This window comes from Cognataquiflexum aquatile, assembly GCF_003316845.1.
GTDB lineage: Bacteria > Bacteroidota > Bacteroidia > Cytophagales > Cyclobacteriaceae > Cognataquiflexum > Cognataquiflexum aquatile.
The window spans coordinates 331,346-353,138 of the sequence record NZ_QMIK01000005.1 but is presented as its reverse complement, the minus strand read 5'-3'; the positions used below and the strand labels follow the sequence as shown (position 1 = coordinate 353,138).

Sequence of the window (21,793 nt, the reverse complement as noted above, 5' to 3'; positions counted from 1 at the left end):
TTTTTTTTGTGAGGTCGAGAGCGGATTCGAACCGCTGTACAAGGTTTTGCAGACCTCTGCCTAGCCACTCGGCCACTCGACCGTTTTTTTACGGAATGCAAATGTAGGGATTCTACTAATTAAATCAAACGGACTATAACCAAATTTTGGTTCAGTTAAAATTCATTTTATTTTGCTAGAATAAAAAAAGCTCCCCAAAATTGGGAAGCTTTTGGAGGTCGAGGATGGATTTGAACCACCGTCTAAAGTCTTGCTGACTCCTGCCTTACACTCGGCCACTCGACCTTGTAATTACTTTTGATAATGCTCTTGAACGTGAAGAAGTAATCCCCAAATTGTCTTTAGGCAAAATCAATTCCAATAAAACTAACTGAAGCGGGTATCCCTTTGGATAAATCTCGTTTCCAATTTTGAGGTCGAGGATGGATTTGAACCACCGTATAAAGTCTTGCTGACTCCTGCCTTTCACTCGGCCACTCGACCTTGTAATTACTTTTAGATAATGCTCTGGAACGTGAAGAAGTAATCCCCAAATTGTCTTTAGGCAAAATCTATTCCAATAAAACTAACTGAAGTGGGTATCCCTTTGGATAAATCTCGTTTCCAATTTTGAGGTCGAGGATGGATTTGAACCACCGTCTAAAGTCTTGCTGACTCCTGCCTTACACTCGGCCACTCGACCTTGTAATTACTTTTAGATAATGCTATTGATCGTGAAGAAGTAATCCCCAAATTGTCTTTAGGCAAAATCAATTCCAATAAAACTAACTGAAGCGGGTATCCCTTTGGATAAATCTCGTTTCCAATTTTGAGGTCGAGGATGGATTTGAACCACCGTCTAAAGTCTTGCTGACTCCTGCCTGACACTCGGCCACTCGACCTTGTAAAAACTTAATGCTCGCCATTAATGAAGGACAAAAAAATATTGTCCAAAATTATTAACTTATTGATAAAATATGGGAACGATTTATCTTGGGTGATTAATGCGTTCTATTTTGAGGTCGAGGATGGATTTGAACCACCGTACAAAGTCTTGCTGACTCCTGCCTAACACTCGGCCACTCGACCTTTTAGTGAAACAAAGAAAATTAGAATCCCTTAGATAGGCAAGTTTTTCTCAAAATATTTTAATAATTAACTATTTTTCCACCCATCTTCATTTTGACATCTGATTTTAAAAATTCCGGGAGGCATTTATACTCACTGTTTCCCCTGATTTTAATCCAAATATTATTTTATTTATAATGAATCTAAATTGAAAAAGTTTATTGCAAATTGTATTTAAATAACTGAAAAACAAATACTTATAATAAAATTATTTCAGCTTTAATGCTTATTTGATCTAAGTCATTCAAGTTTGAAAAGTAGAAATGCGATAGTACATTTGCAGTGTTTATCAAAAAAACGTGCATTAAACTGTTTAATAAGTAATAAATATGTCGATCAATCGCTCATTATTAAGTGTCCCTTTGAGATTTAGCTTCTTGATGATGCTATTCTTCCATTTGTCAGGGACACAAGTCTACGCGGTAAATCCCGATGTTCCCAACAGTGAGGAGGCGATAGCAGCAGGGAAGACCGTCTTCAATGCTAACTGTAGAACCTGTCACAGATTGGATTCCAAAAATGTTGGGCCAGCTTTGAGGGGAGTAACAGACCGTCATTCCATTGAGTGGACCAAAAAATTTATCAAGAATTCACAGGCTTTGATTGCTTCAGGTGATCCTGAAGCGGTAACCATTGCAGGTCAATTCAACAATTTGGTGATGCCCGCTCATGAATTCCTTTCAGATGCAGATCTCTTAAATTTATTGTCCTATATCGAATATGGCGATAAAGTGGATCCTGCGGCTGCTGCAGCTGCCGTAGATGGCGCTCAAACAGGTACTTCTGGTGGTTCGGGAATTCCGAGCGAATACCTGACCATAATCTTAGGCGTTCTTGTGGTAGTGTTGCTGTTGATTTTGATCGTATTGGGTCTGATCATTTCTATACTGACCAAATATTTGAGCAATCAAAAACTTGATGCTGTTGATGAAGAATTTATAAATCAAAAGTTTGATTTCAAAAAGCTTTTAAAATCAGATGGTTTCGTCATCATTATTACCACTATTGTAATCGCATTTACAGTAAAGACCGCTTTGGATGAGATATTGACCATCGGTGTTCAGCAGGGTTATGGTCCAAAGCAACCAATTGCATTTTCCCACCAACTCCATGCCGGTCAATATGAAATTGAATGTCAATATTGCCATACAGGCGTTGAAATAGGTAAATCAGCCAATATCCCTTCAGCAAATATTTGTATGAACTGTCATACACATATCCAAAATGTGGGAGGCAAAGAGGGTATTTCTCCTGAGATCGCGAAAATCTATGCGGCTGTGGATAATAATCAGCCAATAGAATGGGTAAGAATCCATAACCTTCCCGACCTTTCTTATTTTAACCACGCACAGCACGTTGCAGTAGGTGGAATAGAATGTCAGACTTGCCATGGACCGATTCAAGAAATGGAAGTGGTCTATCAACACAGCGCTCTTACTATGGGATGGTGTATAGACTGCCACAGACAGACTGACATCAATTCTAAAGGAAATGAGTATTATGATAAATTGGTACAGTTACACAGCAATTCCAAGGAAGCCCTCAAGGTGAAAGACATCGGAGGATTGGAATGTGCCAAGTGCCATTATTAATTAAAGAAACAATTCAGAACTTACTTTTCTTGAATATACAATGACAGAAAATAAAAAGACCTATTGGAAAGGTTTAGAGCAATTAACAAATGATCCGGAATTTGTTAAAAATGCGGAGAGGGAATTTCCCGAGTATTTGCCGATCAACGGTGGCAATGAGGAAGGTTCAACAAGAAGGGATTTCTTAAAATTAATGGGCTTCAGTTTGGCTGCAGCTTCTTTGGCTGCCTGTGAAGCACCTGTAAGAAAGGCTATTCCTTATGTCAACAAACCTGTTGATATCAATCCATCCATTCCTAATTATTATGCCTCTACATTTTCTTCAGGGGGTGATTATGCATCGATCGTAGTAAAAACCAGAGAAGGAAGACCTATCAAAATTGATGGGAATGAGCTTTCCCCTATCAATAAAGGAGGAATCAGCGCTATTGTAGAAGCCTCTGTTCTTTCATTATATGACAAGCAAAGACTAGCAGGGCCACATATCAATGGTGCAAAATCTGATTGGGCGACGATTGATACCGAAGTGAAAGCCAAATTAGCAGCTGCAGGTTCAGTTAAAATCGTTACCAATACAGTCATTTCACCTTCTACCGAAAGCGTTTTACAGCAATTTGCCGCTGCTTTTGGAGGTGCTGAAATCATTACTTACGATCCTATATCCAATTATGGTATAACAAAGGCTGCTGAAACCTGCTATGGAACAGCAATGCTTCCAACTTATAATTTTGAAAAGGCAAGTGTAATTGTGAGCTTTGGAGCAGACTTTTTGGGAACTTGGATCTCCCCTATTGAATTTGCCAAGCAATATGGACAGGGAAGGAAAATTTCGAAAGAAAAACCTGTCATGTCCCGCCATTTTCAGTTTGAATCCAACCTTTCCCTTACCGGAGCAAATGCAGACTACAGAACTCCAATAAAACCTTCTCAAAGCGGTCTTGCGGTATTGGCATTATACAATGCCATTGCAAAGCAGGCCGGAGCAGATACCGTTTCAGGCGGAGCTATAGAAATTGCACACCTTGACAAAGCGGCCAAAGAACTTTGGGCAAATAAGGGTAAGTCCATCGTGGTATCGGGTTCAAATGATCCTAATGTGCAGGTTGTCGTAAACGCCATCAATGACTTACTCGAAAACAATGGTGTTACCGTAGATTTTTCCAAGCCATCCTATTTCAGAAAAGGAGACGATTCAAAAATGAATCAGTTTGTGGCTGATTTGAAGGCAGGCAGGGTAGGGGGAGTTGTTTTCTACAACTGTAATCCGGTTTATGATTTTGCCAAAGGGGCTGAAGTAGCTGAAGGTATTGCCAAGGCAAAAGTGTCAGTGGCCACCAACTCCACTATGGATGAGACAGCTTCATTGGTACAATACATCGCTCCTGATCACCATTATCTTGAATCATGGAATGATTTCTATCCAAGAAAAGGTGAATATAGCTTAAGCCAACCTGCAATTTCTCCATTATTTGATTCGAGACAAGCGCAGGATACATTTTTAGTTTGGGCAGGCGCTGCAACCAATTATTATGATTTCTTGCAGCAAAACTGGAATACAACCCTTTTTGCAGCTCAAACTGAAACTGCAAATTTTCAGGAATTTTGGGACAGATCATTATTCAACGGAGTGTATTCTATTCCATCTGAATCAACGCCTGTTGCTAATGTAGCTGATTTGGCTTCCGCAGCTTCTTCTGTAGCAAAGGCTTACAAAGCAGACAGTACAGGCACAGAATTGGCGATCTATACCAAAGTCGGAATTGGCAATGGAACATTTGCAAACAACCCTTGGCTTCAGGAAATGTCTGATCCGATTTCCAAAGCTACCTGGGACAATTACCTGACCGTTTCCCAAAAATGGGCAAATGAGAATGGCTTAAAGATGTCTGAAGGTGAGACCAAGAAGGCAAAAATTACAGTAGGAGGTAAATCTCTTATAGTACCGGTTTTGGTTCAACCGGGACAAGCAGACGGAACAGTCGGTTTGGCTTTAGGATATGGCAGGACCAAAGCAGGTCGAGTTGCAGATGGAGTCGGAGTGAACGCCTATGAATTGGCAGATAGCTCAAAAGGCTTTACAAATTTCGATGTAACTGAAGGTATTTCTATCGAATTGACTTCTGAGGTTTATAAAATTGCACAAACCCAAACCCATCAAACCTACATGGGAAGAGAGTTTGTGATTCAAGAAGCTACCTTAGGTGAATATAAAGAAGACGCATCTGCAGGCAGATATCAACCAAAAATTTACAAAGAAGGGGAGTTTGTCAAACCTTCTAAAATTTCACTTTGGAAAGGACACCAATATAGCCAACACCATTGGGGATTGGCAATTGATATGAATTCTTGTATCGGTTGCGGTGCTTGTACCATAGCATGTCAGGTTGAAAACAACGTTTCTGTAGTAGGAAAGCAAGAAGTGCTTAACCGAAGAGAAATGGCTTGGATCAGGATTGACAGGTACTATAGCTCTCCTGCCGAAGCTACATCCAATAAAGAATTGGAAGTTGCTGCAGATAACCCTGAAGTTACTTTCCAACCGATGATGTGTCAACATTGCAACAATGCACCTTGCGAAACTGTGTGTCCTGTTGCGGCAACAACCCACTCTTCGGAAGGGCTTAACCAAATGACTTATAACAGATGTATTGGGACAAGATATTGTGCCAACAACTGTCCTTATAAAGTAAGAAGATTCAACTGGTTCAAGTATCATGACAACAAAGATTTTGCGGCAGTGAACGTTGCACAAAATGATGACATGGGCAAAATGGTGTTGAATCCTGATGTAACAGTAAGAGCTAGAGGAGTAATCGAAAAATGCTCTATGTGTGTTCAGAGAATTCAGGCCGGTAAATTGACAGCCAAAAGAGAAGGAAGAAAAGTTAAAGACGGTGAAATCAATGTAGCCTGTGCTTCAGCTTGTCCTACCACTGCCATCGTATTTGGCGACATGAATGATACTAACAGTAAAATTACCCAAATGCTCAAAATTCAGGATGACACTATTTCAGCGACGAAAGAGGTCAATGAAGAAAGAGCCTATCACGTTTTGGAAGAAATTAATGTGAGCCCTAACGTGTGGTACTTTACTAAAATCAGAAATAAGGATAAATCAGAAGCGTAATAAATAATTTTATAAGATATGCATGTTACTTCATCCGTACGCCAGCCTCTGATTACAGGCGGTAAAACTCTGAAAGACGTCACCCATGATATATCAAGACAAGTAGAGGCGAAGCCTAGCTTGGGTTGGTTATTGGCCTTTTTGTTTTCTGTGGGGGTTTTGTTATTAGGATCCATAGCATTGATAGCTACTCTTTGGGAAGGTATCGGTATGTGGGGGCTCAATAAAACCGTCGGCTGGGCTTGGGATATCACCAACTTCGTTTGGTGGGTTGGTATCGGTCACGCCGGTACATTGATTTCCGCTGTACTATTATTGTTCAGACAGAAGTGGAGAATGGCCATCAATAGAGCTGCTGAAGCCATGACCATTTTTGCTGTAATCTGTGCGGCCATGTTCCCTGTCATTCACATGGGTAGACCATGGTTGGGTGCTTATTGGGCTTTGCCACTTCCCAATACATTTGGATCACTTTGGGTGAATTTCAACTCACCACTGCTTTGGGACGTGTTTGCGATTTCCACCTATTTCTCTGTATCCTTGGTATTTTGGTATATAGGTTTGATTCCCGACTTTGCAACAATTAGGGACAGAGCTACAGGAATCAGAAAAAGCATATACGGTGCCCTGTCATTTGGTTGGGATGGCGCTGCTAAAACCTGGAGCAGATATGAATCAGTAGCTTTGATTTTGGCAGGTTTAGCAACTCCTTTGGTTCTATCTGTACACACCATTGTATCCTTTGACTTTGCTACCTCAGTTATTCCGGGATGGCATACAACTATCTTCCCTCCATACTTTGTTGCCGGGGCGATTTTCTCAGGTTTTGCAATGGTATTGACATTGATGATTGTGACAAGGAAAGTTTTCCATTTGGAGGATTACATTACTATAGGTCATATTGAATTGATGAACATTGTAATCATCATCACCGGATCTATTGTAGGTATTGCTTATATCACAGAATTCTTCATTGCTTGGTATTCAGGTGTTGCCGCTGAGCAATATGCCTTTATGAACAGGATGTTTGGTCCATATTGGTGGGCATATTGGTCTATGATGACATGTAACGTGATTTCTCCGCAACTATTCTGGTTCAAGAAAATCAGGACTTCAATTGTTGCCACTTTCTTATTATCCCTTGTAGTAAATATCGGAATGTGGTTTGAAAGATTTGTGATCATTGTGACCTCTTTGCATAGGGATTACCTTCCATCATCTTGGGCAATGTTCTATCCAACCATCTCAGATGTTGGGGTTTATCTGTTCACCTTCGGATTGTTCTTCACATTGTTTTTCCTGTTTGCGAAGTTCTTCCCGGTAGTCAACATGGCTGAAATTAAATCTATTGTGAAATCAACCTCAGAAAAAGTAACTAAATAAAGCATGGAAAGAGATAAAAATTTCATCCTGGGCGTATATGACGATGAGGATGTCTTGTTGGATGCAATATCTAAGGTAAGAGGAACAGGCGTAAAAATTCATGAGGTCTATTCGCCGTTTCCGGTTCATGGAATAGATGATGTTTTGGGATATAAAAGAAGCAAACTTCCAATAGCAGCTTTCCTATTTGGGATGTTGGGTACTATTCTTGCACTCACCATGCAGTTTTATATGATGAAGATTGATTGGCCGATGATAATCGGAGGTAAAGACCACGCTGCTGTTCCTGATTTTGTACCTGTTACTTTCGAACTGACTGTTTTATTGGCGGCGTTCGGTATGGTAGGTGTTTTCATGATTGCAAGTAACCTGAAGCCTTGGGGTCAGCCGCGGATTTTTGACATCCGAATCACAGATGACAAGCATGTTATGGCAATTGATTTGGCAGTAAACTCTTCTATGGGAGAAAGTCAATTAACTGATGTCTTGAAAAACTCAGGAGCTTCAGAGGTAAATTTTAAAAGTTTTGAATAGGTAAATAGATATATGAAAATCACACATTCTATATACACTTTAGCATTTCTAGGAGCAGCTTTTGGCTTGGCTTCCTGTGGTGCTTCCGGTGAGGATCCTGGATATGAATATGCACCGCAAATGTATAATTCAATTGCATATGAACCTCTTTCACAAATAGTGAATGAAGATGAGGGTGCATGGTTATCCTCAAGAGAAGACGGAAAAGGGGAATTTTTCAACAGTAACATCAATAACCCTAACCGCATGAATATGCGTGAACCGGTAGCCAACACTGTTCCAAGGTCTAAAGACGGTTCTCTTCCTTATAGGTTGAAGCAGTTTGAATTAGAAGCTGCAGCATTGAATGTAAACCCTGTTGCTTTGACTCCTCAGGTTTTGGCGGAAGGAAAAGTATTGTACACACAATATTGTTCTGCTTGCCATGGACAAGGCGGTGAGGGAGACGGAAAAGCCGGAGAGGTAATCGGTGGTGTGGCCAATCTAAAAGGCGGCGCCTATATCAACCTACCTGAAGGCCATATTTTCCATGTAGTCATGAAAGGAAAAGGTAGAATGGGGGCACATGGTTCTCAGATTCCTCAGGAAAGAATTTGGAAAATTGTTCACTATGTTAAACAAGAAATTCAGAAGCAATAATCATGGGTCACAGTACTACAAATTATAATTTGGATCAGAAATTTGATTTCTCGGCAGGGCTGAAGAAAACAATATTTACTGTTTTGATCTTTGGCGCAGTAATTCTTACTGCAGGGATTTTGATGGCTGCTTTAGGCGGAGGTCATGATGAAGCCCATGCTGAAGGAGGCCATGCTTTCCATTGGTATCAAAGACTATATGCCAATCTTTGGATCAATAATGTCTACTTTACAGGTATTGCGGTTATTGGGGTATTCTTTTTTGCTATCCAATATGCTGCCCAAGCAGGATGGTCAGCACCATTGTTAAGGATATTTCTTTCTTTCGGATATTGGCTGCCTTTTGCAGGAATAATAATGATTGTGAGTTATTTCATTGTAGGCCACGATATTTTCCACTGGACTCACAAAACCTTATTTGATATAAACAGCCCTGATTACGATAAAATCATTGATGGTAAAGCTGCTTTTTTCTTTTGGCCACTTGAAAAGGGAACTTTCCCTGCTTTCTTCATTATCAGAATGGTTTTATTCTTTGGAGCATGGGTTTTGTTCTTCAACAAATTGAAAAATTTATCCTATCAGGAAGACTTAAATCCTGGAAATCAAACTTGGTATAAGATCAGGAAATGGTCTGCTTTGTTCCTTGTTTTCTTTGCGGTTTCTTCTTCAATTTCAGCTTGGGACTGGGTAATGTCTATCGATACACACTGGTTTTCAACCATGTTTGGATGGTATGTTTTTGCTTCATGGTTTGTAGCAGGATTGTCTGCGATGACTTTGGTAACGGTATTTCTAAAAGAAAGAGGATATCTTGAAATGGTAAATGAAAACCATATCCATGATCTTGGAAAATTTGTTTTTGCTTTCTCGATTTTCTGGACCTATATCTGGTTTTCGCAGTTCTTGTTGATCTATTATGCCAATATACCTGAAGAATCAGTTTACTTCATAGAGAGACTGGAAAGTGATGTGTATAGCCCGTTCATTTTTGTAAATCTAGCGCTAAACTTCTTCCTTCCATTCCTTGTTCTAATGACTAGAGATGCAAAAAGGCATGGAATATTTCTCAAGCTTATTTGCTCCCTGATTATCATTGGACACTGGTTTGACTTCTTCTTGATGGTTCAGCCTGGTACCCTAGGTCACAATGGGGGCTTTGGTTTGATGGAAGTAGGGATGTTTTTGGTGTTTGGTTCTTTGGTTACATATGTTGTTTTAAACAATCTATCTAAACGAAACCTTATAGCCAAGAATCATCCAATGTTGGAAGAAAGTTATCATCATCATATTTAATTATCCGATAAACTTATAATTATGTACGGATTTCTAATCGCAGTTGGTATTTTATTACTCATATCCATAATATGGATGGTATATAGAATACAGACCCTTGTCTCAGTGGTGAAGGGTAGTGACAAAAAAGTTGCTTCAGGAAGCAATAAGGTGAATGCAATGATGTTTGTTCTCTTCCTTGTTGGATCAGGTGTATTGATGTTTTGGTACTCAATTAAAGAGTTTGATAATTACAATCCTCCCTTAGCCTCTGAACACGGTGCCGTTACCGATCAGTTGTTCTGGATTACCATGGCTGTTACTGGTGTAATATTTATTATTACTCACGTTCTACTTTTCTGGTTCCCATACAAATACCAATATAAGGAGGATAGAAAAGCAGCCTTTTATCCTGATAACAATAAACTTGAAGTAATCTGGACGGTGGTTCCCGCCATAGTGTTGGCACTTTTGGTAATCGGAGGATGGAAAGCATGGTCTGACATTACCAAACCTGCACCTGAAAATGCACATGTGGTAGAATTGTTAGGATATCAATTTGCTTGGGAAGTTAGATATCCCGGAATGGACAATGTACTTGGGGCCAATGATTATAGGCTAACCAATGCTTCGAATGTTTCCGGAGTCGATTTCTCAGACAAAAACGCCCATGATGATTTCAATTCACCAGTTGTTGTGATCCCTAAGGGTGAGCCAGTTTTATTTAAGATTAGAGCAAGGGACGTCCTTCATTCAGTTTTTGCCCCACATATGAGATTGAAAATGGATGCAGTTCCGGGGATGCCAACCAAGTTCTGGTTTGTAGCTACAAAGACTACAGAAGAAATGAGAGCTGAATTGAACGATCCTGAATTCGAATATGAGATTGCATGTACCGAGGTTTGCGGTAAGGGTCACTTTTCTATGAGAAGGGTAATCAACGTGGTGGAGCCTGCAGAGTACAGAAAATGGTTGGCTGAACAAAAACCATATATTGTCAATAACCCTGCGCTTGTTGAGAATTTATCTCCTGAAATGAAAGAATTGGCTGAAATAACTATCAGCGAACATAAGTAATTAAATTATCAAAAATATGGCAACAGCTCATACAGCTACTCACAGTGCTAGTGCACATGATCACCACGATGACCATGAGCATCACGATAATTTTATAACCAAATATATTTTCACCACTGATCACAAGATGATCGGTAAGCAATTCTTGGTGACAGGTATATTCTGGGCAATTATCGGTGGTTTATTATCCATCATTTTCAGATTGCAATTAGGTTTCCCAGACATGGAATTGTATTGGCTTAAACCAATACTTGGAGGATGGATAGATGATGCAGGTAAATTGGATCCAAACTTCTATCTGGCTCTTGTTACCATGCATGGTACCATTATGGTGTTCTTTGTATTGACTGCCGGTCTGAGTGGTACTTTCTCCAATTTCCTTATCCCTTTACAGATTGGAGCAAGAGATATGGCTTCAGGTTTTATGAACATGCTTTCCTATTGGTTCTTTTTCCTCTCAGGCGTGATCATGTTCATTTCCTTGTTTATCGAAACGGGTCCTGCATCCGGTGGATGGGTAGTCTATCCGCCCTTATCAGCACTTGAACAGGCTATGCCTGGTTCAGGTTTGGGTATGACATTGTGGTTGATTGCGATGACGTGCTTTATTGCATCTTCTTTATTGGGGGGTATCAATTATATCACTACAGTAATCAACTTGAGAACCAAAGGGATGTCCTTTTCAAGACTTCCTCTGACCATCTGGGCTTTCTTCCTTACTGCGGTTATTGGATTACTTTCATTCCCTGTATTGTTTTCAGCTGCATTGCTGCTAGTGTTTGATAGGAGTTTTGGTACTAGTTTCTATCTTTCCGATATTTATATTGGAGGTGAAGCATTGCCAAATACCGGCGGTAGCCCTGTTCTATACCAGCATTTATTCTGGTTCCTTGGCCACCCTGAAGTATATATCGTTTTGTTGCCAGCGCTTGGTATAACCTCAGAAATTATATCTGTGAATTCCAGAAAGCCGATTTTCGGATATAAAGCAATGATTATTTCAATGCTTGGAATTACCATCCTGTCATTTATCGTTTGGGCTCACCACATGTTTGTGTCAGGGATGAATCCTTTCTTGGGTTCCATCTTCATGTTCCTTACCTTGATCATTGCTATCCCATCAGCTGTAAAAGTATTTAACTATCTCACTACGTTGTGGAGAGGTAATCTGATTTTCACTCCAGGGATGTTATTCTCGATAGGATTGGTTTCATTCTTTATCTCTGGGGGTTTGACAGGTATCTTCCTCGGTAACTCAGCCATTGATATTCAATTGCACGATACTTATTTCGTAGTAGCTCACTTCCACTTGGTAATGGGTTCTGCATCTTTCTTTGGATTGATGGCAGGGGTTTACCATTGGTTCCCTAAGATGTTTGGTAGAATGATGGACGCAAGGTTAGGATATATCCATTTCTGGTTGACTTTTATCGGAGTCTACATGGTGTTCTTCCCGATGCACTATATTGGTATAGCTGGTTTCCCAAGAAGATATTACAGCTGGACAAACTTTGAGTTCTCCAATATGTATACTGATCTCAATATGTTTGTATCAGTAGCTGCCATTATTACATTTGGAGCTCAGCTGATCTTCCTGTTCAATTTCTTCTACTCTATGTACAGAGGAAGAGTTGCTTCCTTGAATCCTTGGAGGTCCAATACACTTGAGTGGACTACTCCTCTTCATCCTAAGCATGGCAACTGGCCAGGTGAAATACCAACTGTATACAGATGGCCTTATGACTACTCGAAGCCGGGTGCTGCTGAGGATTTTATCCCTCAGACTGTTCCGTTGTCTGCTACTCCTGAATCAAACCTTCCTCATGAACAGGAATTGGTTAAATTGGAGAAAGCAATTATTGCAGACGAAGAGGAAGTTCTTGTAGCTAATGAATCAAAAGAATCTTAATCAAATTTACAGCTTTCGCAGAATCAGTTTGATCTCTGTGATAGCTGTTTATTTTCTGATATTAGTCGGTGGGATTGTCAGAAGTACCGGATCCGGTATGGGATGTCCCGATTGGCCAAAATGCTTTGGGAGCTGGGTTCCGCCAACAAGTGTGGACCAGCTCCCAAGTAATTATCAGGAAATATACTCCGCCAAGAGAGTAGAAAAGAATAATAAATTTGTCGCCCAACTCGAGAAATTAGGATTCCAAGAAAAAGCTGATCAAATTAAAAATGACAAATCGATTTTAGTGGAGCAGGAGTTTAATCCTGTTAAAACTTGGATCGAATATGTGAATAGGCTAATTGGAGCTGTTATTGGATTATTGGTTCTTCTTACTGTCTACAGATCTTTTCCACTCTGGTCCCTTAGCAAACCCATTACTGTCTTGTCTGTGCTAAACCTGTTTTTGGTTTTGTTTCAGGCTTGGATTGGTTCAATAGTTGTGTCAACAAACCTATTGCCTTGGATGATCACACTGCACATGATGTTGGCTTTGTTGATAGTTTGTATCCTGCTTTATGTTCATTTCCAATCTTATAAATTAATCTACCCTTCAAAAGCCACTACTGAAAAACCAATTACACTCTTTGGGATTTTGGTGGTTGGACTTGTATTGATGTTGATTCAAATTGTATTTGGGACGCAGGTCAGAGAAGAAATGGATGTTGTGGCATTTGAATTTGGCAATCTCTTGAGAGGAGAGTGGATCGAACATCTTGGATTGGTATTCCTTGTCCATAGGTCATATTCAATTCTCTTATTTGCTGTTCATCTTCTGTTCTTTTATAAAGTTTACAAATATACATTGAGGCATGTAAGTATCTTTAAATGGTCCCAAGGACTTGTCTTTGTGATTTTCTTGGAAATACTTACCGGAGTAGGAATGGCCTATTTTGGAGTACCGGCCTTTTTACAGCCTGTTCATCTCTTATTGGGAACAATGATTATCGGGATTCAATTTGTCATTTTATTACAACTTGATTCTCAAAGAAAATTAAAAATAGAAAACCCGGGTTCATGAGAACTATAAATATTTCTGAAAATTCTATATCCGATTTCCTTATTTTAAGAATAGGGGCATATAAGGATTTGATAAAATTCAGGTTATCTGCACTTGTTACCTTCTCAGCAGTCTTTGGATTTATCCTTGGTGATTCTGGTGTTGTCTTTTCATGGGTTAAATTCTTTGCCCTTATGGTCGGTGGTTTTCTGATTAGTGGTGCCTCCGGTGCCGCAAATGAGATATGGGAAAGAGACATTGACAAATTGATGAAAAGAACGGAAAACCGTCCTCTTCCTCTGAACCTTATTTCTTTAAAAGAGGCATATTGGTTTACCTCAATTATTGCATTGCTAGGGATAGCAATACTATGGATTTTCACAAACCCTTTAACAACCGTGCTTGGAGTTTTAAGTATGGTTTTATATGTTTTTGTTTATACTCCTCTGAAAAGAGTTGGCCCGATTGCTGTTTTTGTAGGTGCTATCCCGGGTGCCATGCCTCCATTGTTGGGTTGGACTGCAGCTACAGGTGCTATTTCCCATGAAGCGCTCATCATCTTTGGGATACAGTTTATTTGGCAATTTCCACATTTTTGGGCGATTGCATGGGTAAGCGATGAGGATTATAAAAGAGCGGGTTTTAAGCTTCTGCCAAGTGGAGGTCAAAAAGACCTGAACACTGCAATCCAAATAATGATTTACACCCTGTTTTTGTTGCCTTTGGGTCTTTTGCCCACCTATTTTGGTCTGACAGGTATCAATTCAGGAATTGTCGCAACAATCTGTGGGGTGTTGTTTTTGGCACAGACTTTCTTATTGATGAAAGATTGTTCCCGAAAATCAGCACTTAAAATTATGTTTGGCTCCTTTCTCTATTTGCCGATTGTGCAAATAGCGTATTTATTAGATAAGGTTTAATCGATGGAAGAAAATTTTGAATATATTGAAAACGCAGAGCAACCCATTGCGATGCATCCGAAGAAATTCGCATTGTGGCTTTTTATAGTCACAGTCGTGATGATTTTCGCTTCCCTCACAAGTGCGTATATAGTAAGACAATCAGAAGGCAATTGGCTTGAATTTGATCTACCTTCCATTTTTTGGTATACCTCAGGAATTATAGTCCTGAGTAGTATATCTTTACATTGGGCATATTTATCTGCAAAAAAAGACGATTTGGCCTCACTCAGAATCGGAATGGTTATCACTTCTATTCTGGGATTTGTATTTCTTGTAGGTCAATGGTATAGTTGGATTGCTTTGGTTGACAGGGATGTCTTTTTCGTAGGAAATCCTGCAGGATCATTTCTTTATGTTTTCACAGGATTACATGCATTACACTTAATCAGCGGTGTGATATTTCTAATTATTGTATTAATTTCGTCCTTCAGGTATAAAGTCCATTCCAAAAACCTTGATACCATGGAAATGTGTGTTACGTATTGGCATTTCCTGGGTGGTCTTTGGCTATATCTGTTCATGTTTTTGTTATTGAATCATTAAAAAGTAAACAATAAAATTTATGTCAACAACTGCAACTGCAATTGGGGTAAGTCCCAAAAGAGGAGTTTGGGGTGGCGGAAATGAGCCACTAAAGGCCAGTTATGGAAAACTCATGATGTGGTTTTTCCTGCTATCTGATATTTTTACATTTGCCGCCTTATTGATCACCTACATTTCCCTCAGAGTCAGTTTCCCAGCTTATGGAGGCCCTGTTGATACTTTTGTGGGATCAAATGAATATTGGCCGGTTCCTGAACTTGTATTTGACGCCATACCCTTTGTCCATGGATTTCATATTCCTTTGGCTTTTGTCGGATTAATGACCTTCATATTGATTCTAAGCTCTGTAACCATGGTATTGGCGGTAGAAGCAGGACATAGAAATGATAGAAAAGATGTTGTGAAATGGTTGCTTTGGACCTTGCTTGGAGGTATTACTTTCTTAAGCTGTCAGGCTTGGGAATGGACTCACTTTATTCACGGAACACCGAATGGTTCCCTTATTACTTATGTCAATAATTTTGGGCAAACAGTTACTGAAACAGTTTTTGGGGCCAACCTCTCTGTAAATGAATACGGACCTGCTAATTTTGCGCAGTTGTTTTTCTTCATTACAGGTTTCCATGGTTTCCACGTTACCTTGGGAGTTTTCCTTTTATTCTTGGCGTTTTACCAAGCGGCAGTTGGGGTTTATGAAGAAAGAGGCCACTATGAAATGGTTGAAAAAATCGGCCTTTATTGGCACTTTGTTGACCTTGTCTGGGTATTTGTTTTTACCTTATTCTATCTGATTTAAAATTTTAAATTCTTACCATATGGCTTCGCATCAACATAAATCCGCGCTCGAAGTATTGCCTCGCGATGAGGCCAAAATTAAGAAAATCTGGAAAACTGCCGGGATTCTTTTGTTATTGACCCTTGTGGAATTCGTTTTTGCCTTTACCCTTCCAAGAGGTTTGCTTCTCTATGCAATATTCATTGCACTGACGATCTGGAAAGCAAAATACATTATGATGGAATTTATGCACTTAGGGGAAGAGGCAAAACCTCTGTTCTACTCTATCATTGTTCCATTGATTTTTCTTGTTTGGCTGGTAATTGCTTTGATAAGAGAAGGTTCTGATATTTTCCTTATGAGATGGTAAAATATTTATTGAATTATTAAAAAAAAGAAGGTTGGAGTGGAAACTTCAACCTCTTTTTTTGTTTATGTAAAAAAAGAGCAATGAAAAGTTTGAGGATTCTACAGGGATTGGTTTTGGTTTGTATTCTCTTGGTTCCGGTAGTGATATTTTTGTTTTTGAGAACTTTTGGGAATAACCAATACGATATTCCTGTTCTTTTTCAAAATGGAGTCGAAGACCCGCTCAACGATTGCAACATGGTAGATTCAGGTCAGCATTATATTCCGGATTTTACCCTTACTGACCAAGATGGCATAATTCGGGGAAAAAGTGGGATGGTAGGAAAAATTACCATAGTTGATTTTTTCTTTACTTCCTGCCCAAGTATCTGTCCTGTCATGTCGACGGAACTTGAAAGAGTAGATGATGCCTTCAGAAATGATGATGAAATCCAGATTTATTCCATATCCATAGATCCTGAATACGATACTCCTGAAGTCCTTTCCAAATACGCCAAACTTCATATGGCAACCCCGGGAAAGTGGTTTTTCCTCACTGGCGATAAATCACTGATTTATGATCTTGCCCGCTGTGGTTTTATTCTCCCTACTATAGATGGAAAAGGAATGCCAGAGGAATTTGTCCATAGTGATAAGTTCGCTTTGATAGATGGCGAAGGTCGAATCAGGGGTTTTTACAGCGGGACAAACAGGGAGGATGTTGACAAATTGATTTTAGAAACAAAAATTTTATTACATGGAACAAAGTAATTTAGTAAGCTCAGAAAAAGGAATAATTAGATGGATTTGGATAATTGCAGTCATAGTACCCGTTTTGGTGGCGGTTCTATTGTTTATGCCGTCCAAAATAAATGTTGCAAGTGATTGGGTTTATTTTCTCCCCCATCTGAATGCCGTCATCAATTCTGCAGCGACAGTAGCTTTGATAGCAGGAGTAATGTTCATTAAAAAAGGAAATATTGACTATCACAAAGCAGCGATGACTGCAGCTTTTGGATTGGGTGCTGTATTTTTGGTGTCATATGTGGTCTATCACGCTACTGCTGAAAGTACTACTTTTGGTGGGGAAGGCTGGATAAGGCCCGTTTATTATTTCATTTTGATTACCCATATTGTATTTGCGGCTGTGGCGTTGTTCCCTATTTTATTGGCTTATTATTACGGTTATACTGATCAAAGAGTAAAACATAAAAAAGTTGTTAAATTTGCATTCCCGATCTGGCTGTATGTTACCGTTACAGGAGTTATAGTCTATTTGATGATCAGTCCTTATTACAGTTTCTAAACCAATTGATTTACCCCGGCGTTTGCAAGTATATGAAATCAATTTATATATCAATTCTCGTTTTTGTTTTACTACTTTCCAACCAGATGTCAGCTATCGCACAGTGTGCAATGTGCAGGGCCGGGATTGAAAATAATGTCAGCAACGGAGAGACAACCATCGGTGCAGGCCTAAACATGGGAATTCTTTACCTTTTAAGTATGCCGTATTTGTTGGCTTTGGTATTGGGATATTTATGGTATAGGAATGCAAAAAAAAGGAAGGGGAAATTCCTCTTTCATGGCGAAAAATATTAATGAATGGGTGGGATCTGGGTACAGATTTTGCTGTTTGCTTAACTTATGGTTATGCGAAATACTCGTAGGTTCTTATTTTTTATTGCCCTGCTAAGTTTGGGGGTCTTATTGGTAGCGAATTTTTTTTTGGTAGATAAAGATGATGAGGAGAGATTGGTTAAGCCCGTTTCCAAGCAAATCCAAAGAATTGAAAGGGAGTTTGATGAAGATTTTCTCCAACTCTTATTGAAAAACAGACCGGATGAGGAGTTTTCATTCACAAACCTTACGATAGATTCTTTTCATTCCTATTACCTTTTCAGCGAATCAGGAAAGCTGGTGTATTGGTCTGATTTTTCCTTTATGCCCGATTTTGATTGGATCAATTCAAAAACCAATCAAAGAATCCTTGAAGATAAGAGAGGGATTTTTTACTCTAAAGTCCGGAGATTCTCCCGCAATAATCAAGGCTATTGGATGATACAGCTGTATCCGCTTTATTTCAAAAGAGACTTTCAAAACCAATACCTCGAATCCGGTTTCAATTCCAAAATTTTCTCTAATGACCCACAAAGTATATCATCCGAACAGGAAGAAGGTCTTTTGGAAGTCAAAGGGGCCAAAGGAGAGTTTTTGTTTTCCGTCTATTTCGACCCTGAACAGATACCGATAGAACCTTCCAGCCGTTTGGCGCTGATGATTTTCTTTTTCTCTCTTTTCTTTTTGGTCTTGTTGATGACAAGAAACCTTATTTTGGGTTTGTGGACAAAAGGGAAACTTGTGAAAGCCCTCATTTCTGCTTCCGCGGTTTTGATTACTATCAGGGCATTAATGTTGGTATTCAGATTTCCAAAGGATTATTTCGATTACAGACTTTTTGACCCGTCTGGGTATGCATCTTCCTGGTTCAACCCAAGTCTGGGGGATCTTTTCCTCAATATCATCTGTATGGCAGTTCTGTTGGGAATGGTTCTCAGGATAATTGCAAGTAAGGAATTCAAAAATTGGCTTAGCAAAAGGAGAATAAAACAAAACACCAAGGTTTTCCTCATAGTAGCGTATTTGTTTTCAACTGTTTTTTTGGTGCTTTTTTATGCGCTGTACATTGATATTTTGAGCAATTCCCAATGGGACCTCAATATTTTGAGTCTTCCTTCTTTGGATTGGTTCAAGATCGTCAGTTTGTCGATTGTGTTTCTTGGCGGCGCTGTATATTTTTTGTTTACTGTATTGGCTCTGGAGTTGGTATTTTACAGAAGCTCTTTGAGCAATTCAAAGGCGATTTCCCTAATCATTTATTTTTCCATTCCTATCGTGGCTGTTTTAGCTTATGTTAACTGGATATGGATGGTGGCTTTTTTGGCTCACTTTCTCTTTTTGATAGCGGTTATCAACTTCAATTTATACAAATACATTTTCACCATTGGATTGAATACATTCCTGACCTTTTTCTTTGGATGTTTGATTGCAGCTATCATTACCGGTGTTGCTTCTCACCAGGTGTACCTGGACCGGAATTTTAAATCAAAAGCGAGTTTTGGGACCGAAATGCAGGTGGAAAATGACATCCTTGCAGAGTTTTTTCTATCTGACATCATGGAGAGAATCAGTAATGATTTTTTCATCAAAAATTCCATGATTGATCCTTTGATGAGGAAGGAACCGATCGAACAAAAGATCAGAAAAATCCACATGAACAATTACTTTGACCAATATGTCCTCAAAGTAAAAGTTTTCAATTATTTCGGAGAGAATATTTTGGACAGATATAATTCGCAAACCCTTTCTGAAATTGAAATGGAATTTGTGAAAAGTGACTATTCAACTTCTGTCAGGGATCTTTATTTTATCCATAAAGGAACTGAAGGTGACGGAAACCAATACTTTGCTTTTATCCCGATGTACAAAGAGGATGCTTTGATAGGAACCGTTTTTTTAGAACTTCGGCAACTGAGGATAGTACCCGGTTCAGTGTTTCCTAAGTTGCTTATTGATGAGAAATTTATGGCAGGTATGAACGACAAAAAGTTTGACTATGCTGTTTATGAGGAAGGGAAGTTGAAATATGGCGTTGGTCTTTTCAATTATCGGGCTGCCGGTATTGAAGAGCTTCTAAATCAGAATATTTTATTTACCTCTGGGATTTATAAAGGAAAATTTCACCACGTAGGAGTCAAAGAACAGGACAAGGTGATCGTGGTTTCTTCCCCTGTCTATCCGATTTACTATATTCTCGCGGATATTTCTTTGTTTTTTTTGGGCTTCATCATGTTTACACTTTTGGCTTTGGTCCTTGGGGCCTTTTCAAAAAGGATTGGGTCATTTAGATTCAATTATGCCACCAAACTTCAGCTTTACCTTAATTTTGCTTTTTTCTTTCCCATTCTCATTATCAGCCTTATCATCATCGGATTGTTCACTAGTTCCTACCAGGAAGAGCTTCACAGACAATACCTGCAAAAAACCTCTTTGGTAACCGACAACCTTTCTCCGATAATTGAAAAAAGAAATAGCGGGATTCTGGAAAAGGATGAACTTCTGGAGACGATGAATAACCTTTCGGGAAATGCCAATACCGACATCAACCTTTACAGCAAGGAAGGGATCTTGGTGAGTACCTCTCAACCAAATATTTTTGACAAAAAAGTACTGACCAATTATATCAATCCCAATGCCATTGTAGAATTGGTGGAAGGGCAGAATAACCTTGTCTTGTTGGAAGAAAAGATTGGTAACCTTACTTTCAAATCCGTGTATTCTGCCATCAGATCCAAAGACGGGCAAGAAGTCCAAGCCATAGTGGCGGTTCCATTTTTTGAGTCCGAGACCGAGTTGGATTTATTGATCGCGGATGTATTGAGCAATATCATCAACATCTTCGTTTTGGTGTTCGTGATGTTTCTTTTCATTTCCTATTTTGTTTCCAAAAACCTTACTTTTCCTTTCAAACTCCTCACCCAAAAGCTGAAGGTGACAGGCCTGGAAAATAATGAGCCCATGTATTGGCCGACCAATGACGAGATCGGCTTACTTGTAAACGAATACAATAACATGCTCTTCAAATTGGAGGCAAGTAAGAAAGATCTTGCCAATTCTGAGAAGGAATCCGCCTGGAGAGAAATGGCCAAACAGGTGGCCCACGAAATCAAAAACCCGCTTACTCCAATGAAACTTACCTTACAGCACCTGCTGAGGTTGCAGTCTGAAGGAAAGCTCGACGATCCCAAAAAACTCAAACAACCATTGGAGACCTTGATCCATCAGGTAGATACCCTGAGTGATATTGCGACTTCTTTTTCGAGTTTTGCCAAAATGCCGAAGCCAAAGAAGGAACTTATGGATTTCAAAAAAGTGGTCTTGGGTACTTTGGAGTTGTTTAAAAACAGGGAAAAAGAAAAAATTATATTTGGAGACTTAACCGATGAAGGTCACCTTACGGTGCTCGGCGATAAGCAGCTTTTTGGAAGGATTATTGCCAATTTGATCATCAACGGATTTCAGGCCACTGAACCCCAAAGGAAATCCATCATCCTCGTTTTTCTCAGGGTAATTGAACACCAAGTGGTTTTGGAAATAAAGGATAACGGCAAAGGAATTCCTAAAGAATTGCGGGACAAAATTTTTATGCCAAACTTTAGTACCAAATCCGAAGGGTCAGGGTTGGGCCTTGCGATTGCCAAAAGGGGGGTGGAAACAGAAGGTGGGAAAATCTGGTTTGAAACTGAAGAAGGTAAAGGAACTTCCTTTTTTCTCTCCTTTGATTTGGTAGAAGAAATACCCGTAGTATAAGTACATTCCATTGTTTCATTTCCGCTTTTAGTTGGATTTTTTGTTTTTGAATCTTAGAAAATGCTTTTAATCTGAGAGTTATCCATGTTTTTGTTGAAAATATTACCTTAG

At 39.4% G+C, this 21,793-nt stretch carries 17 protein-coding genes and 6 tRNA genes; 17 read left to right on the top strand and 6 right to left on the bottom strand.

Annotation, left to right across the window (positions count from 1 at the left end; genetic code table 11):
• Window positions 1-11: 11 nt before the first annotated feature.
• The 6 genes from DQW11_RS16685 to DQW11_RS22285 form a co-directional block, all read right to left on the bottom strand.
• Window positions 12-82 (bottom strand) — tRNA-Cys (locus DQW11_RS16685).
• A gap of 130 nt (window positions 83-212) precedes the next feature.
• Window positions 213-285: transfer RNA gene (locus tag DQW11_RS16680), tRNA-Cys, on the bottom strand.
• A 128-nt stretch (window positions 286-413) separates the two neighbouring features.
• Window positions 414-483: transfer RNA gene (locus tag DQW11_RS22295), tRNA-Cys, on the bottom strand.
• A gap of 129 nt (window positions 484-612) precedes the next feature.
• Window positions 613-682, bottom strand: a tRNA-Cys gene (locus DQW11_RS16675).
• A 129-nt stretch (window positions 683-811) separates the two neighbouring features.
• A tRNA-Cys gene (locus tag DQW11_RS22290) sits at window positions 812-881 on the bottom strand.
• 117 nt (window positions 882-998) lie between these two features.
• Window positions 999-1,068 (bottom strand) — tRNA-Cys (locus tag DQW11_RS22285).
• Window positions 1,069-1,436: 368 nt separating this feature from the next.
• Here DQW11_RS22285 and DQW11_RS16670 point away from each other — a divergent pair.
• The 17 genes from DQW11_RS16670 to DQW11_RS16590 all read left to right on the top strand — a co-directional run bounded on the left by DQW11_RS16670 (window position 1,437) and on the right by DQW11_RS16590 (window position 21,682).
• A complete protein-coding gene (locus DQW11_RS16670) occupies window positions 1,437-2,699 on the top strand; it encodes a c-type cytochrome (RefSeq protein ID WP_113925231.1) in 1,263 nt (420 codons plus the stop codon).
• Window positions 2,700-2,739: 40 nt separating this feature from the next.
• On the top strand, window positions 2,740-5,826 hold the full coding sequence (locus DQW11_RS16665) for a TAT-variant-translocated molybdopterin oxidoreductase (RefSeq protein ID WP_113925230.1): 3,087 nt from the start codon (window positions 2,740-2,742) through the stop codon (window positions 5,824-5,826).
• 18 nt (window positions 5,827-5,844) lie between these two features.
• Window positions 5,845-7,209: an NrfD/PsrC family molybdoenzyme membrane anchor subunit gene (gene nrfD / locus DQW11_RS16660; RefSeq protein ID WP_113925229.1), complete on the top strand. Its 1,365-nt coding sequence runs from the start codon at window positions 5,845-5,847 to the stop codon at window positions 7,207-7,209.
• A 3-nt stretch (window positions 7,210-7,212) separates the two neighbouring features.
• Window positions 7,213-7,743: a DUF3341 domain-containing protein gene (locus DQW11_RS16655; RefSeq protein ID WP_113925228.1), complete on the top strand. Its 531-nt coding sequence runs from the start codon at window positions 7,213-7,215 to the stop codon at window positions 7,741-7,743.
• Between the two features lie 12 nt (window positions 7,744-7,755).
• Complete coding sequence (locus DQW11_RS16650; RefSeq protein WP_113925227.1) at window positions 7,756-8,382, top strand: c-type cytochrome; 627 nt, start codon at window positions 7,756-7,758, stop codon at window positions 8,380-8,382.
• 2 nt (window positions 8,383-8,384) lie between these two features.
• Window positions 8,385-9,677 carry a quinol:cytochrome C oxidoreductase gene (locus DQW11_RS16645; RefSeq protein ID WP_113925226.1) on the top strand — a complete coding sequence of 431 codons (1,293 nt, stop codon included), beginning with the start codon at window positions 8,385-8,387 and terminating at the stop codon, window positions 9,675-9,677.
• Between the two features lie 21 nt (window positions 9,678-9,698).
• Window positions 9,699-10,733 carry a cytochrome c oxidase subunit II gene (locus DQW11_RS16640; protein WP_113925225.1) on the top strand — a complete coding sequence of 345 codons (1,035 nt, stop codon included), beginning with the start codon at window positions 9,699-9,701 and terminating at the stop codon, window positions 10,731-10,733.
• Window positions 10,734-10,749: 16 nt separating this feature from the next.
• Entirely contained in the window at window positions 10,750-12,642 is a 1,893-nt protein-coding gene (locus tag DQW11_RS16635; RefSeq protein WP_113925224.1) for a cytochrome c oxidase subunit I, read from the top strand.
• Complete coding sequence (locus DQW11_RS16630) at window positions 12,623-13,705, top strand: COX15/CtaA family protein (protein WP_113925223.1); 1,083 nt, start codon at window positions 12,623-12,625, stop codon at window positions 13,703-13,705. The genes DQW11_RS16635 and DQW11_RS16630 overlap by 20 nt, the downstream gene beginning before the upstream one ends.
• Window positions 13,702-14,604: a heme o synthase gene (gene cyoE / locus DQW11_RS16625; RefSeq protein ID WP_113925222.1), complete on the top strand. Its 903-nt coding sequence runs from the start codon at window positions 13,702-13,704 to the stop codon at window positions 14,602-14,604. The genes DQW11_RS16630 and cyoE overlap by 4 nt, the downstream gene beginning before the upstream one ends.
• Window positions 14,605-14,607: 3 nt before the next feature.
• Complete coding sequence (locus DQW11_RS16620) at window positions 14,608-15,189, top strand: cytochrome c oxidase subunit 3 (protein WP_113925221.1); 582 nt, start codon at window positions 14,608-14,610, stop codon at window positions 15,187-15,189.
• Window positions 15,190-15,208: 19 nt separating this feature from the next.
• Window positions 15,209-15,985, top strand: a complete 777-nt coding sequence (locus DQW11_RS16615) for a cytochrome c oxidase subunit 3 (protein WP_113925220.1) — start codon at window positions 15,209-15,211, stop codon at window positions 15,983-15,985.
• Window positions 15,986-16,004: 19 nt separating this feature from the next.
• On the top strand, window positions 16,005-16,334 hold the full coding sequence (locus DQW11_RS16610) for a cytochrome C oxidase subunit IV family protein (RefSeq protein WP_113925219.1): 330 nt from the start codon (window positions 16,005-16,007) through the stop codon (window positions 16,332-16,334).
• An 80-nt stretch (window positions 16,335-16,414) separates the two neighbouring features.
• The gene (locus DQW11_RS16605) at window positions 16,415-17,083 is read left to right on the top strand and encodes an SCO family protein (protein WP_113925218.1); all 669 of its coding nucleotides are present in this window, start codon (window positions 16,415-16,417) and stop codon (window positions 17,081-17,083) included.
• Window positions 17,070-17,618, top strand: a complete 549-nt coding sequence (locus tag DQW11_RS16600) for a DUF420 domain-containing protein (RefSeq protein ID WP_113925217.1) — start codon at window positions 17,070-17,072, stop codon at window positions 17,616-17,618. Before DQW11_RS16605 ends, DQW11_RS16600 begins: the two co-directional genes overlap by 14 nt.
• Before the next feature lie 32 nt (window positions 17,619-17,650).
• A complete protein-coding gene (locus DQW11_RS16595) occupies window positions 17,651-17,914 on the top strand; it encodes a hypothetical protein (RefSeq protein WP_113925216.1) in 264 nt (87 codons plus the stop codon).
• A gap of 51 nt (window positions 17,915-17,965) precedes the next feature.
• A complete protein-coding gene (locus tag DQW11_RS16590; RefSeq protein ID WP_113925215.1) occupies window positions 17,966-21,682 on the top strand; it encodes an ATP-binding protein in 3,717 nt (1,238 codons plus the stop codon).
• Window positions 21,683-21,793 lie beyond the last annotated feature (111 nt).